Origin of the sequence: Sneathiella sp. (genome assembly GCF_041689005.1) — a bacterium.
Lineage (GTDB): Bacteria > Pseudomonadota > Alphaproteobacteria > Sneathiellales > Sneathiellaceae > Sneathiella.
Genome location: NZ_JBDNHC010000057.1, coordinates 17,077 through 31,361 on the forward strand (window position 1 = coordinate 17,077; position 14,285 = coordinate 31,361).

Here is a 14,285-nt window from a genome sequence, read left to right on the forward strand (position 1 = left end):
AAAATTATTGCATGGCGTCGAGCGCGCCCTGAAGGATGTAGGCGGCGGCCATTTTATCCACGACTTTTGCACGTTTCTTGCGGGAGGCATCGACTTCCAGTAGATGGCGGGTGACGGCGACGGTGGAGAGCCGCTCGTCCCAGAAACACATGGGTAGGTCGAAATGCTCCTCCAGGTTCTTCTGGAACTGGCGAATCGACTGGCAACGGGGGCCTTCGCTGCCATCCATGTTGATCGGCAAGCCGATGACGAAGCCCCCGATGCTATCACTTTCAATTATTTTGGCAATTTCTGCCGCATCCATCTTGAATTTTGTCCTCTTGATCGTCATAAGAGGCGTGGCCACATTCAAGGCAAGGTTGGAAAGGGCAAGCCCAATGGTCTTGGTACCGGGGTCCATCCCCAGCAGTCTTTTGTTGCCGGGCAGGAAATGTTTCAAATGGGTGGGGTTGCCGAGGAGCATTGCTTACGTTAATTTGCAGCCAATGTCGGTTTGGCGCCTGTTTTTGGGGTTAAGTTAAAGTCCGGACCGACCTTCCGGATAGCTTCTTTTATAGTAAAGGGTGACAAATGTCGCTTGATAAAGCCGCAGTGGCAAAAGTCGCCAATTTGGCCCGCATCAGGATTGAGGAAAAAGACCTCGAACCGATGGCGGCCGAATTGAATAATATACTGGGCTGGGTGGAACAGCTCAGCGAGGTCGACACGGAAAATGTCGAACCAATGACTTCTGTCGCCGACATGCGTATGCGCTGGCGCGCAGACGTTGTCACGGATGGTGGCTATGTCGAGGATATCGTCGCCAATGCCCCAGGCCATGAAGACGGGTTTTTCGCCGTCCCGAAGGTGATCGAATAATGACGGACCTGACCAGGCTGACCATCGCCGCCGCCCGCGACGGTCTCAATGCCAAGGATTTTTCGGCGCGTGAATTGACCGCCGCCCATATCACCGCCATGGAAGCGGCAAATCCGCTCAATGCCTTTATCACCAAGACACCGGAGATTGCCGTGGACGCGGCGACGGCGTCAGATGCGCGCCGGGCCGGCGGCGCGGCGGGAAAGCTTGACGGCATTCCGCTTGCGATTAAGGACCTGTTCTGCACCAAGGGTGTGCTGACCACGGCCGCCTCGCATATTCTCGATGGCTTCACACCGCGCTACGAATCAACGGTGACCTCAAAACTCTGGGCCGACGGCGCGGTGATGCTCGGCAAGGTCAATCTCGATGAATTCGCCATGGGCTCGTCGAACGAGACCAGCTATTACGGCAATGTGGTCAATCCCTGGCGCCGCACCGGCGACAACCGGGACCTTGTGCCGGGGGGCTCCTCCGGCGGATCGGCAAGCGCCGTTGCCTCCTTCAGCGCCATGGGCGCAACGGGAACAGACACTGGCGGCTCGATCCGTCAGCCTGCGTCCTTTGCCGGGATTGTCGGGATGAAACCCACCTACGGCCGCTGCTCGCGCTGGGGCGTTGTTGCCTTTGCCTCCAGCCTCGACCAGCCGGGACCGATGGCGCGCAGCGTGCGCGACACCGCGATCATGCTGGAATCCATGGCGGGGTTCGATCCCAAGGACAGCACCAGCGTTAATATGCCCGTGCCGAATTTCGAGGCAGCTTTGACCGGGGACATTCGCGGCCTCAAGGTCGGCATCCCAAAGGAATACCGCCTCGATACCATGAGCGACGCGCTGAAGAAGCTCTGGGATCAGGGAATCGACTGGATGAAGGCGGCGGGCGCGGAAATCGTCGAGATCAGCCTGCCGCACACCAAATATGCACTGCCCGCCTATTACATCATTGCCCCCGCCGAAGCCTCCAGCAACCTCGCGCGCTATGACGGTGTGCGCTATGGCCTGCGGGTTGAGGGCAAGGACCTGAGCGATATGTATGCGAACACGCGCGGCGAGGGCTTCGGCACCGAGGTCAAGCGCCGCTTGCTGATCGGGACCTATGCGCTGTCCGCAGGCTATTACGACGCCTATTACCTGAAGGCGCAGAAGGTCCGCACCCGGATCGCTGATGATTTCAGGGCAGCCTATGAGAAGGTCGATGTGATTTTGACTCCAACGGCCCCTTCGGCCGCCTTTGCCTTTGGCGAGAAGGGAGACGATCCACTGGAAATGTATCTCAATGATGTGTTCACGGTGCCCGCAAGTCTGGCTGGGCTGCCCGGCATTTCCCTGCCCGCCGGATTATCGGCGGAAGGCTTGCCGCTGGGACTTCAGCTGCTGGGCCGTCCGTTTGATGAGGAAACCGTCTTCCGTGCTGCTGGCGTGCTAGAAGAGGCGGCCGGATTTACGGCGACGCCGACCGACTGGTGGAGGGGCTGAGATGGGAATGATTATTCAGGGCGCCACCGGCGATTGGGAAGTTGTTATTGGGCTTGAGATCCATGCGCAGATCACCACGCAGTCAAAACTTTTCTCCGGCTCACCCACGACCTATGGGGCCGAGCCGAACACGCAGGTCTCCTTCGTTGATGCGGCCATGCCCGGAATGTTGCCGGTGATCAATGAAATGGCGGTCGAGCAGGCGGTTCGGACCGGTCTCGGCCTCAAGGCGCAGATCAATAAATTCTCGATCTTTGATCGTAAGAACTATTTCTATGCCGACCTGCCTCAGGGCTACCAGATCAGCCAGTTCCTGCAGCCGATTGTCGGCAAGGGCGAGATCCTCATCGACCTGAAAGATGGGGAGACCCGCGAAATCGGCATCACCCGCCTGCATCTGGAGCAGGATGCGGGCAAGAGTTTGCATGACCAGCATCCAAGCCAGACTTTTGTCGACCTCAATCGGTCGGGCGTGGCGCTGATGGAAATCGTCTCCGAGCCGGACATGCGCTCCCCTGAGGAGGCGGCGGCCTATGTGAAAAAGATTCGCAGCATTGTCCGCTATCTCGGGACCTGCGATGGCAATATGGATGAAGGTTCCATGCGCGCCGACGTCAATGTCTCGGTGCGCAAGGCGGGCGACGAGTTCGGCACCCGCTGCGAGATGAAGAACATTAACTCGGTGCGCTTCATGCAGCAGGCGATCGTTTATGAGGCCAACCGCCAGGTTGATATCATTGAGGGCGGCGGCAGCGTTAAGCAGGAAACCCGGCTGTATGATCCGGTCAAGGGCGAGACTCGCTCCATGCGTTCAAAGGAAGAGGCGCATGATTACCGGTATTTCCCCGACCCCGACCTGTTACCACTGGAATTCGACGATGCCTTTATCGAGGCGATCCGCGCGACTCTGCCGGAACTCCCCGACGAGAAGAAGGCGCGCTTCATCGGCGAGCTTGGCCTGTCGCCCTATGACGCGAGTGTCCTTGTCGCCGAAAAGGAAGTCGCGGATTATTTCGAGGCGGTGGCCAAAGGCCGTGATGCGAAGCTCGCGGCCAACTGGGTGATCGGCGAACTGTTTGGCAATCTCAACCGCACCTCCAAGAATCTCGCCGACAGCCCGGTCTCCGCCGATGCGCTCGGGGAGCTCGTTGACCTGATCGCCGACGGCACCATTTCCAACCGCATCGCCAAGGAAGTCTTTGAGGAGATGTTCGATAGTGGCAAAGGCGCCGCGGCCATCGTCGAGGAAAAGGGCCTGAAACAGGTTTCTGATACCGGCGCGATCGAGGCGGCGATTGACGCCGTGATCGCCGCCAATCCGGACAAGGTTGCCGAATATCGCAGCGGCAAGGACAAGCTGTTCGGCTTCTTCATGGGCCAGGTGATGAAGGCAACGCAGGGCAAGGCCAATCCCGGTGTGGTGACGGAAATCCTGAAACCGAAGTTGGACGTGTAATCAAGAGAAGGCGGCCGCCAGATGCCGCCGCCTTTCTACACCTACAAATGACGTCTATATCATAACTATTTCAAGGCGATATGGGGCTGTATTCGTAATCTGGATTATCTCCATATCGTGGAAGGTCGGCGTTGACTTGCGATAGGATACTCCCCAGGCAGTGACATCAATGCGGCAGATCAGCCCCTCGTATTTCAGCGCGATCTGATAGCCGGATGCTGGCCCGGAGCATTTGCAGCGGTGATATTGAAACGGGGCAAGCATTTCCGGGGGCGACATCATCCATTCAATGCCCTCGGTGTCGAGTTTTTCGTAATGAAGATTTTTATCGGTGACCGTACTGATCAGGGCAATGTGGGTTTCCAAGGGCATATGTCCTTCCTCTGTTCTTCCGTCTTGGACGCGTGGGTCGCCCCCGCTGTGAGAAAAAAGCGGGACCGATTTTTGTTCGGCGGGCGGGCCCTTTCTGCTAGCATCCCCCCATGAACTGGAACGACGTCGGCCTAATCCTCAATGCTCGAAAACACGGCGAGAGCAGTGTGATCATTCATGCGTTCACGCGGGAGCACGGACGCTCCGCCGGACTGGTGCGGGGCGGGACGGGGCGCCGGATGCGCGGTATCCTGCAGCCCGGCAGCGAAGTGACCCTGACCTGGCGAAGCCGCCTTGCCGAGCAGTTGGGGATGTTTACCGTGGAGGCATTGAAATCCCACGCGACAAATCTGTTTGATGCCCCGCTCGCCCTGATGGCAAGCTGCTCGGCACTCGCCCTGCTGGATATCGTATTGCCGGAAAGCGAACCGCATGAGGCCCTTTACGAGGCCACGCTTTTGCTGTTTCGTTCGCTTGAGCAGGAGACGGATATCTGGCCGTTGTTGCTGATCCGCTGGGAACTTGGGTTACTCAGCGAGATCGGCTACGGCCTTGATCTCTCGCGCTGCGCGGCCACCGGCACCACCCGGGATCTCGCCTACGTCTCGCCGAAATCGCGGCGGGCCGTGAGCCGGGAGGCGGGCCTGCCGTATCATGACAAGCTTCTGAAACTGCCCGTTTTTGTGCAGGCGGGCCGGATCGCGGAACTGGGGATCACCGACGTTCCGGCCGGCGACCTTCTCGACGGTCTGGAGCTCACCGGTTATTTCATTGAAAAATTCATAACCGAGCACCGGCCCAACCTGCATCTGGCCGCGCGGGAGCGATTAATGACGGCTTTCCGGCGCCGGTCCGGGCCTGCTGATCTGGAAAAAAACACGGAAACCAATCTTCTCTAATTTTTCCCTCCTCAAACGAAAATCAGATGGTATATAGGGGGCATGACTGACCATTCCCCGATTACTCCCGGCGAGATTGTTCCGACCTCGCTGAAGGACGCTTTAAGCGAGCGCTATCTCGCCTACGCTATGTCGACCATAATGTCCCGCTCGCTCCCCGATGTGCGGGACGGCCTGAAACCTGTCCACCGGCGGCTGCTTTATGCCATGCGGATGCTCAAGCTTGATCCCAATTCGGGCTTCAAGAAATGCGCCCGCGTGGTCGGCGATGTCATCGGTAAATATCATCCCCATGGCGACCAGTCGGTTTATGATGCACTGGTCCGGCTCGCCCAGGAATTTGCCCAGCGCTATACGCTGGTGGAGGGGCAGGGGAATTTCGGCAATATCGACGGCGATAATGCCGCCGCCATGCGATACACCGAAGCGCGGCTGACCATCGTCGCCGAAATGCTGCTCCGCGATATCGATCAGGACACGGTCGATTTTCGCCCGACCTATGATGGCGAGGAACATGAGCCGGTGGTCCTGCCGTCCGCCTTTCCGAACCTGCTCGCCAATGGCTCCGCTGGGATCGCGGTCGGCATGGCGACCTCGATCCCGCCGCATAACGCGGTCGAGATTGCCGGGGCGTTGCTGCATCTGATCAAGTTCCCGAATGCCGGTATTGACAAGCTCATAGAATTTATTCCGGGGCCGGATTTTCCGACCGGCGGCGAGCTTGTCGAAAAACCGGAGAGCATTCGTGAGGCCTATCTTACCGGCCGCGGCGGCTTCCGCCAGCGGGCGACGTGGGAGGTCGAGGATACGGGGCGCGGTACTTACCAGATCGTCGTCACAGAAATTCCCTATCAGGTCCAGAAAAGCAAGCTGATCGAGCGGATTGCCGAGCTGATCCAGAACAAGAAATTGCCGTTTCTTGCCGATGTTCGGGACGAATCAGCGGAGGATATCCGCCTTGTCCTCGAGCCGCGCAGCAAGAATGTCGAGGCGGAAATGCTGATGCAGGGGCTGTTCCGCCTGACCGATCTCGAGAACCGGTTTTCGCTGAATATGAATGTCCTCGACGCGACACAGACCCCGCGGGTGATGGACCTGAGAGAAGTCTTGCTGGCCTTTCTCGATCACCGCTTTGAGGTTCTCATCCGGCGCTCGAAAAACCGTCTCGGCAAGATCGAGGCCCGGTTGGAAGTGCTCGCCGGCTACCTGATCGTCTTCCTCAATCTGGATGAAGTCATCCGCATCATCCGTGAGGAGGATCATCCGAAGCAAAGCCTGATCGAGACTTTCACGCTGACGGACAACCAGGCGGAAGCGATTCTCAACATGCGGCTGCGGTCTTTGCGCCGTCTTGAAGAGATGGAACTGCGCACGGAACATGACAAGCTGAGCGAGGAAAAGGCCGGGCTGGAGGCTCTGCTGGACAGCGAGGAGCTTCGCCGTACCGCCATTTCCGACGAGATCCGCGAGCTTCGCAAAACCCTCCAGAAGTTACCGGAGCTATCCAACCGGCGAACCCGCATCGGCGAAGCGACCGAGCTTCCCGAAATGCCAATGGAGGCGATGATCGAGAAGGAAGCGATCACCATTATCTGTTCTGAAAAGGGCTGGATCCGCGCCCTCAAGGGCCATGTGGAGAAAAACGGGGCCGAAAAATACAAGGACGGCGACAAGGAACGCTTCTGGATCCCGGCGGAAACTACGGACAAGCTGGTCCTGTTCGCAACCAACGGACGCTTTTATACCATCGGCTGTGACAAGCTCCCGCGCGGGCGCGGGCATGGCGAGCCGGTGCGGCTGATGATCGATCTTGGCAATGACCAGGATATCGTCGAGCTGTTTGTTCATAAACCCGACCGCAAGCTGCTGGTGGCCTCAAGCGACGGGCGCGGCTTCGTGGTGGATGAAAAAAGCGTCATCGCCCAGACCCGCAACGGCAAGCAGACGCTGAATGTCTCCGGTGATGTTGAGGCGGCCTTCTGTATCGATGTCAGCGGCGATTCCGTAGCGGTTATCGGGGAAAACCGTCGGCTCAACTGCTTCGCCCTTGAGGAAGTCGGGGAAATGGCGCGGGGCCGGGGGGTTACTTTGCAGCGCTACAAGGATGGTGGCCTATCGGATATCATGACTTTTACCAGGGCGGATGGTCTGAGCTGGAAATCGGGTGACCGTACGCGAACCGAGCAAGACTTGACCGGCTGGTACACCCGGCGCGGCAATGCGGGACGCCTGCCGCCCCGCGGATTTAATAAAAGTAACAAATTCAGTTAAGAGGGGTCTCTCATGACGACCATGTATGACGTATTTTGTAAGTCTGCTGCCAAATATGGCGAAAATGCCTTTTTGTGCGCGCCCGCGTATGAGAAACGAAGCTACCACCCGGATGGCATCGAGTTTACCTATGCCGAGGTCGCCACAGAGGTTGAGCGCCTGAAAGCGATTTACGAGCGGTCCGGTTACGGCCATGGGCACCGGATCGGGTATTTGCTTGAAAACCGGCCTGAATATCTTTTCCATCTGTTGGCGGCGAATGCGCTGGGGATCTCCGGTGTGCCGATAAACCCGGACTATCTGCAGGACGAAATGCTTTACCAGATGGATCATTCGGAAGCAGATCTTGTGGTGACAGCCGCCAACCGCGCCGACGATATCAGGGCCGTTGCGGCGTCCACAAAAAAGGAGCTGCCGGTTATCATTGCCGAGGAATTCCCGGAAACCTTACCCAATCCGGGACCGGCGCCTAAATCAGGCCCGCCGGAGCGGATGAGCGAGGCCAGCCTGCTTTATACCTCGGGCACAACAGGACGGCCGAAAGGCTGCATCCTGACAAATGACTATTATATCATTTCCGGTGAAACCTACCTGACCATGGGCGGCAATGTGGTGATGCGTGAGGGGCAGGAGCGGCTCTATAACCCGTTGCCGCTGTTTCACATGAATGCGGCTGCCGTCTGCTTTATGTCCATGATGATCTCTGGCGGATGCCTGATTATTCCTGACCGTTTTCATCCAACGACCTGGTGGAAGGAGGTTGTGGAGACACGGGCGACCATCATCCATTATCTGGGTGTGGTCCCACCGATGCTTCTCAACCAGCCTAAAAGCGAGTTCGAGACCGCCCATTGTGTGCGCTTCGGCGCTGGCGCCGGTGTTGAGCCGTCGCTACATGAGGTATTTGAAAAACGTTACGGCTTTCCGCTGGTCGAGCTCTGGGGCATGACCGAGACCGGGCGGTTGTTCGGCGACAGCTTCGAGCCCCGGCAAATCCATACCCGCGCCTTTGGCCGCCCACGTGCCAACCTGGAGGCCCGGGTGGTGGATGAACATGACGTTGACGTGCCAACCGGTACCGAGGGAGAAATGCTGGTCAGGTGCGAGGGTGATGATCCCCGCCGCGGTTTTTTCGCCGGTTATCTCAAGAATGATGCCGCAACAGAGGAGGCGTGGAAGGGTGGCTGGTTCCATACCGGTGACACTGTCCGCCAGGATGAAAGCGGGATGCTGTATTTTGTCGATCGAAAGAAGAACATCATTCGCCGCTCTGGCGAGAATATTGCCGCCGCCGAGGTTGAAGCCGTCTTGCAGACCCATGACGATGTCGCAAATGTCGCCGTGATTTCGGTAAAGGATGACCTGCGCGAGGAAGAGGTGATGGCCTGTATCGTCCTGATGGACGGCGTTGATTCCGGCAAGGCGACGGCGGAAGAACTGTTCGCCTATGCTAATGGAAAACTCGCTTATTTCAAGACGCCCGGATGGATTCTGTTTCTCGACAGTCTGCCAAAAACCGGGACGCAGAAGATTCAGAAGACCCAGATTTTTAAATCGGACGTCGATCCGCGCGAGCATCCCGAGGTTCATGACTTTAGAACCAAGAAGAGAAAAGTAAAAAAATAAAACCCCAATTAAGTGCTTGTAATTATTATAAATAAACATTTTTTCTATTGAAAACAAACATTTGTTAGGTATGATGAGATTTCCTTGAGATTCTCAAGAATTGCCGCCTATTTTGAAAGGAATTTTTTATGTCATCCCTGGAAACATCGCCGACGCTGATTGGGGCCCTATGGTCTCCGGATGCGCGCGCTTCTGTCCCCGCAAAACTGTTCCGGCTCGCAGTCCTTGCCGTTACAGGTACGCTCCTGCTGGCGCTATCGGCGCAGATATCTGTTCCCATGTGGCCGGTTCCCATGACGATGCAGACTTTTGCCGTCATGGTTATAGGGGCTGCCTATGGTGGCCGGCTTGGTGGTGCGACTGTTGCGCTTTATCTGGCGGAAGGGGCCGTCGGTCTTCCTGTGTTCGCCAACGGCGGCGGAGTTGCGTCACTTATCGGGCCGACCGCAGGCTATCTGTTCGCCTTTGTCGTCGCTGCGGCGGTCATCGGCTGGTTGCTTGAAAAGGGCTGGGGACAGTCAGTTGCTAAAATCGCGCTCGCGATGTTGATCGGCAATATCCTGATTTTCGCCGGTGGTGTCGGCTGGCTCTCGACCTTTACGGGGATTGAGAAGGCGATGGACCTCGGGTTGTTTCCGTTCGTGCCGGGCGGAGTTTTCAAGCTTGCGCTGGCGGTTGCCGTTCTGCCGATCGCTTGGAAACTGATCGAAAAATTCCGCCTCTGATTGCGGGATTGTTATAAATCCTGAAAAGCCGCGACTATGTTGCGGCTTTTTTTGTTTCCTTAATAGGTGCTTCCGAATATCACGCCCGGGAGCCAGGTGGCGAGGGCCGGGAAAGTGGCAAGCAGGCCAAGGGCGACAAGCTGTAGGCCGACAAAGGGGAGCACGCCCTTGTATATCATGCCGGTGGTAACCTCCGGCGGCGCCACGCCGCGCAGGTAGAACAGCGCGAAGCCGAAGGGCGGGGTCAGGAACGATGTCTGCAAATTCACGGCGATCATGATTCCAAGCCAGATTGGACTGATATCCATCAGCAACAGGACCGGGGCGACAATCGGCACGACAACGAAGGTGATCTCGACGAAATCGAGGAAAAAGCCGAGAAAGAAAATCACCGCCATGACAACCAGCAAGGCGCTGAACCGGCCACCCGGTAAATTGGTAAGGGCCTCATATACGAGGGCGTCCCCGCCGAGCCCCCGGAAGACGAGGCTGAAGATGGTCGCGCCGATCAGGATGGCGAAAACCATGGAGGACATTTCCATGGTCCCGCGGCAGACCTGTTTGAGGATGCCGGAGGCGACCAGCCGCCGAAGGCTGAGCCCGAGCCCGATCACCATCACAAGGAGGAGCGGCAGCACGAGAACCAGTCCGATCCCATCCGCGCCGCGCCGGAGGTCGAATATATTGGCAAGGAGCAGGACGAGGGGGATAGCGACACCGGCAGCATAGATCACCGCAGCAGCCTTGCCGCGCGTCTTCAGCCCGGCGAGCAGAATGGCACCGACCGCGCCAACGGCCGCGGCCTCCGTCGGGGTCGCGACCCCCATCAGGATTGAGCCCAGAACCGCAACAATCAACACCACCGGCGGGAAAAGCGAGCGCAGGACCGTCAGCATCAAGGGACCGTCGTCTATTGCAATATCCTCGCGGGACAGCGCCGGGGACGAGGTGGGGCGGAAAATTGCCATCGCGACCTGGTAGAGAATATACAGCCCGACAAGCAGCAATCCGGGAAGCAGGGCACCCGCGAACAAGTCGCCGACGGAGACCGGCTCCGGCGACCAGTTACCGCGGACGCTCTCTGCGGTAACATAAGCGTTTGAGATCTGTTCGCCGAGAATGATCAAAACGATGGATGGGGGGATGATCTGGCCAAGCGTGCCTGAGGCGCAGATGGTCCCGGCGGCGAGCTTCGGGTCATAGCCGCATTTTAACATTGTCGGCAGTGACATTAGTCCCATAGTGACGACGGCGGCACCGACAATCCCGGTCGAGGCGGCCAGCAGGGCACCGACAATAAAGACGGAGATCCCGAGACCGCCGCGCAATTTGCCAAACAATAAGCCCATAGAGGTCAGCAGACCCTCCGCCACCCGCGATTTTTCGAGCATCAGCCCCATGAAAATAAATAGCGGAACGGCGATCATGGTCTCGTTCCACATGGCATTCCCGAAAATCCGCGACGGAATGGCGGCAAGCAGGGAGATTTCAAACCCGCCGGTTATCCATGCCACTCCGGCGACAAGGAACGCGACGCCGGGCAGCGTGAAGGCGACGGGAAAGCCCGCCATCAGGCTGGCGATGGTGAGCAAAAACAGCAAGATTGTGAGAAACTCGGGAGATGTCATGCCGATGCGCCCGGCTTCGGAGGGATCGCGGAATGCGCGCCGCTGCTGAACAGGATAACCAGCGAGCGGAAAATCGTGGAGATGCCTTGCAGGGTCATCATGACGCAGAACAATAGCAGCATCGATTTCAGCAGATACAGAAACGGCAGCCCCGTCGATTCCCGTGAGCCTTCCAGGATATGCCAGGATCCGGCCACATACGACCAACTCAGCAGGAAAATGCCAACGCAAACCGGGATCAGGAAAAACAGCGTCCCGAGAAGGTCGATAACGGCTTTTATTTTAGCGGATCCCCGGGCGTAGAAGATATCGACCCGGACATGGCCGCCCCGGCGCAGGGTGTCGGCCGCCCCGAGCAGAAATAGCAGGCCGAAACAATAAATGATCGTCTCCTGCATCGCGATCGCCCCGATACCGAATACATAGCGGGCGACGACCAGCATAAACTGGAGCAGGACCATGAGGAGCGACAGCCAGCAGACATATTTGCCGACACTGGCGCTGATATGATCAAGGGTGGCAGAAAAGGAGGCAAGACGGATCAACCGGAATTCTTTCAGCTTGTCATAATAATTGAAGGATACGGCCTAGGGCGTTATAGGCGAGCCTCCCGATTTTCGCAACTTTTGATGGCAAAATATCTGAGCGGTAGTGGAAGGAAGTCAATCGCCGGAATCGAGTTTTAGAACTCGGCAGTCGCGGGAAAACCAATAAAGGCCAATGAGCAGGACATTTTTCCGCTATGGTTGATCGGATTTATTAGGGGTTAAAAAAGTGATTATTGCCACCTGTAAAATCAATTTAAAATACATATAATTCAATTATTTAAATAAAAGATATAATGTGCATTATTATGAAAAATAATATCCATTTTTCTTTTGTGATATAAAAATTTGCCTTGTATTTGCTTTGTCTTCCTGCAAAATGTCGACAACAGGGAGATTTCATGACTATTCAACCGGCGTTACTGCCAGGTTATTAAATACGAAACTGGCATCCAAGCCGTTCAGAATATGTCGTGGGAAACTGTTAGATTTGGCAATTTAAACTGGGTGGAATTATTTTCGTCCAATTGTTTCAAACGGGAGGAATATATTTATGGAACGACGCAAGTTTTTAACAGGCGCTGCGATTGCGGGTGCGGGGGTTGCTGCGGCACCGTTCGCGGCTCCGGCGCTCGCGCAGGAACGCAAGGAGATGACGGTAGTCTCGACCTGGCCGCGGGACTTCCCCGGTCTTGGGATCAGTGCGCAGCGTCTTTGTGCCCGCATTACCGAACTGAGTGAAGGCCGGCTTACGGTCCAGTATTTTGCCGCCGGCGAGCGTGTCGGGGCGTTCGATTCTTTCGACGAAGTCGCCTCCGGTAACGCGCAAGCCTATATCGGTGCCGATTATTACTGGAAAGGCAAACATCCGGGACTGGCCTATTTCACGTCCGTGCCCATGGGCATGACAACGCCGGAATGGAATGCCTGGATCAAGTTCAAGGACGGTCAGGCGCTTTGGGATGAACTTTCCGGAAGTTTCGGCCTGAAAGCTCTTCCCTGTGGGGCCACAGGATGCCAGATGGGCGGCTGGTTCAACAAGGAAATCAATTCTGCGGCTGACTTCAAGGGATTGAAGTTCCGTATGCCGGGCCTCGGCGGCGACGTTCTTGCCAAGCTTGGCGCCTCGGTTGTTTCTCTGCCGGGCGGCCAGATTTATGAAAACCTGGTGTCTGGCGCTATTGACGCAACGGAATGGGTCGGCCCGTATAACGATTACTTCCTGAAATTCTACGAAGCGGCGAAATATTATTACTATCCGGGCATGCATGAGCCGGGCGGAGGGTTGTCCTTCGGCATGAACAAGTCCTGGTGGGAAAGCCTCTCGAAATGGGAACAGCAGTTGATCACAGCTTGCTGCTACGAGGAACTGGCAGCCCAGTTTGAAGAAGCCATGGCCCTCAACGGCCAGTATCTTCAGAAAATGATCACGGAAAATGGGGTTGTCTTGAAGCAATTCAGCGACGATGTCTATGATGCCTTTGCGGAGGCCACCGTTGAGGTGTTTGAAGAAACGCGGGCCCATAGTCCGCTGGCGGCAAAAATTGACGATTCGTTCCAGGCTAATCTCCGGGAAATCGGCGGTTATCAGCGGATTGCCGAAGTTGCCTATTCCAACCAGCGCAACCGCGTTCTGGGTATTGGCAAGCCATAACCGCTATATCGTGACAGGGGCGGGACCAGATCCCGCCCCTTCCTCTATGGGAGACACACATGGCACGTGCGGAGGATGTCTACGCATCTAACCGCGGACTGCAATTGGCGGTTCGTATATTCGGCTGGTTCATGCTGGCTGCGATTCCAATTTATTTCTTTAATAACTATCTGATTTATGTCCTTGGCTGGCCGGGAGTTAACCCGATTATCTCCGGGCAGAGCGCGGGAATGCTCTCCTGGGTTCAACTTGGGATTTACGCTGCGGGTGTTCTTTTCGCCGTGCTCTTTGTGATGAAAACCTCACAGAAACATTTGCGCGAGGACGCGGCGAGCATTACGGCGTTCAATACCTTTCTCGTGCGGGCCGCCTTCTGGGCGGTTTTTCTGATCGGCATCGTCGATACGTCGATTTCCTTTCTGAGGATTGAGGGCTTCCTCCCCTATATTATCGGGGATGCCCTGAATAACGACCTCGGACGCGTTCATTTTCGCGCGCCCTATGTTCATATTCCCCTTGTCTTTCTCGGCATTCTTCTCGCCCTCAAAACACGGACGATCGGGTTTCACTGGTTGACCCTGCTGGTCATTCTGGCCGAGCTGCTGATCGTTATTACCCGGTTCATCTTCTCCTACGAGCAGGCGTTCATGGGGGATCTGGTGCGCTTCTGGTATGCGGCGCTGTTCCTGTTCGCCAGTGCCTATACACTGGTGGAGGAGGGGCATGTACGGGTTGACGTGTTTTATGCCGGGTTCAAGACAAAGACCAAAGGA

13 protein-coding genes are annotated in these 14,285 nt (G+C 56.7%); 9 read left to right on the forward strand and 4 right to left on the reverse strand.

Going from position 1 to position 14,285, the window contains the following annotated elements; genetic code table 11:
- Positions 1-4 precede the first annotated feature (4 nt).
- The gene (gene ruvX / locus ACESNI_RS06580; protein ID WP_373085735.1) at positions 5-463 is read right to left on the reverse strand and encodes a Holliday junction resolvase RuvX; all 459 of its coding nucleotides are present in this window, start codon (positions 461-463) and stop codon (positions 5-7) included.
- 107 nt (positions 464-570) lie between these two features.
- Between ruvX and gatC the strand changes: the two genes are divergently transcribed.
- Genes gatC through gatB form a run of 3 tightly spaced genes read left to right on the forward strand, consistent with a single transcriptional unit; the run spans position 571 to position 3,792 of the window.
- Positions 571-858: an Asp-tRNA(Asn)/Glu-tRNA(Gln) amidotransferase subunit GatC gene (gene gatC / locus ACESNI_RS06585; protein ID WP_373085737.1), complete on the forward strand. Its 288-nt coding sequence runs from the start codon at positions 571-573 to the stop codon at positions 856-858.
- Complete coding sequence (gene gatA / locus ACESNI_RS06590) at positions 858-2,336, forward strand: Asp-tRNA(Asn)/Glu-tRNA(Gln) amidotransferase subunit GatA (protein WP_373085738.1); 1,479 nt, start codon at positions 858-860, stop codon at positions 2,334-2,336. Before gatC ends, gatA begins: the two co-directional genes overlap by 1 nt.
- A gap of 1 nt (position 2,337) precedes the next feature.
- Positions 2,338-3,792, forward strand: a complete 1,455-nt coding sequence (gatB, locus tag ACESNI_RS06595) for an Asp-tRNA(Asn)/Glu-tRNA(Gln) amidotransferase subunit GatB (protein WP_373085740.1) — start codon at positions 2,338-2,340, stop codon at positions 3,790-3,792.
- 54 nt (positions 3,793-3,846) lie between these two features.
- Here the strand turns inward: gatB and ACESNI_RS06600 are convergent, their stop codons facing one another.
- Positions 3,847-4,164 carry a hypothetical protein gene (locus tag ACESNI_RS06600; RefSeq protein ID WP_373085741.1) on the reverse strand — a complete coding sequence of 106 codons (318 nt, stop codon included), beginning with the start codon at positions 4,162-4,164 and terminating at the stop codon, positions 3,847-3,849.
- A gap of 110 nt (positions 4,165-4,274) precedes the next feature.
- On the opposite strand from ACESNI_RS06600, the gene recO reads away from it, so the two are divergent.
- The 4 genes from recO to ACESNI_RS06620 all read left to right on the forward strand — a co-directional run bounded on the left by recO (position 4,275) and on the right by ACESNI_RS06620 (position 9,685).
- A complete protein-coding gene (gene recO, locus ACESNI_RS06605) occupies positions 4,275-5,063 on the forward strand; it encodes a DNA repair protein RecO (RefSeq protein ID WP_373085742.1) in 789 nt (262 codons plus the stop codon).
- Between the two features lie 42 nt (positions 5,064-5,105).
- Positions 5,106-7,334, forward strand: a complete 2,229-nt coding sequence (gene parC / locus ACESNI_RS06610; RefSeq protein WP_373085743.1) for a DNA topoisomerase IV subunit A — start codon at positions 5,106-5,108, stop codon at positions 7,332-7,334.
- 12 nt (positions 7,335-7,346) lie between these two features.
- A complete protein-coding gene (locus ACESNI_RS06615) occupies positions 7,347-8,960 on the forward strand; it encodes an AMP-binding protein (protein WP_373085744.1) in 1,614 nt (537 codons plus the stop codon).
- A gap of 128 nt (positions 8,961-9,088) precedes the next feature.
- The gene (locus tag ACESNI_RS06620) at positions 9,089-9,685 is read left to right on the forward strand and encodes a biotin transporter BioY (protein ID WP_373085745.1); all 597 of its coding nucleotides are present in this window, start codon (positions 9,089-9,091) and stop codon (positions 9,683-9,685) included.
- 59 nt (positions 9,686-9,744) lie between these two features.
- Here the strand turns inward: ACESNI_RS06620 and ACESNI_RS06625 are convergent, their stop codons facing one another.
- Together ACESNI_RS06625 and ACESNI_RS06630 are read right to left on the reverse strand one after the other, a co-directional pair.
- A complete protein-coding gene (locus ACESNI_RS06625) occupies positions 9,745-11,313 on the reverse strand; it encodes a TRAP transporter large permease subunit (protein ID WP_373085746.1) in 1,569 nt (522 codons plus the stop codon).
- Positions 11,310-11,858: a TRAP transporter small permease subunit gene (locus ACESNI_RS06630; protein ID WP_373085748.1), complete on the reverse strand. Its 549-nt coding sequence runs from the start codon at positions 11,856-11,858 to the stop codon at positions 11,310-11,312. Before ACESNI_RS06630 ends, ACESNI_RS06625 begins: the two co-directional genes overlap by 4 nt.
- A 553-nt stretch (positions 11,859-12,411) precedes the next feature.
- On the opposite strand from ACESNI_RS06630, the gene ACESNI_RS06635 reads away from it, so the two are divergent.
- The gene (locus tag ACESNI_RS06635; RefSeq protein WP_373085750.1) at positions 12,412-13,512 is read left to right on the forward strand and encodes a TRAP transporter substrate-binding protein; all 1,101 of its coding nucleotides are present in this window, start codon (positions 12,412-12,414) and stop codon (positions 13,510-13,512) included.
- 59 nt (positions 13,513-13,571) lie between these two features.
- On the forward strand, positions 13,572-14,285 hold a 714-nt coding region (locus tag ACESNI_RS06640), incomplete at its 3' end, for a TRAP transporter small permease subunit (protein WP_373085751.1).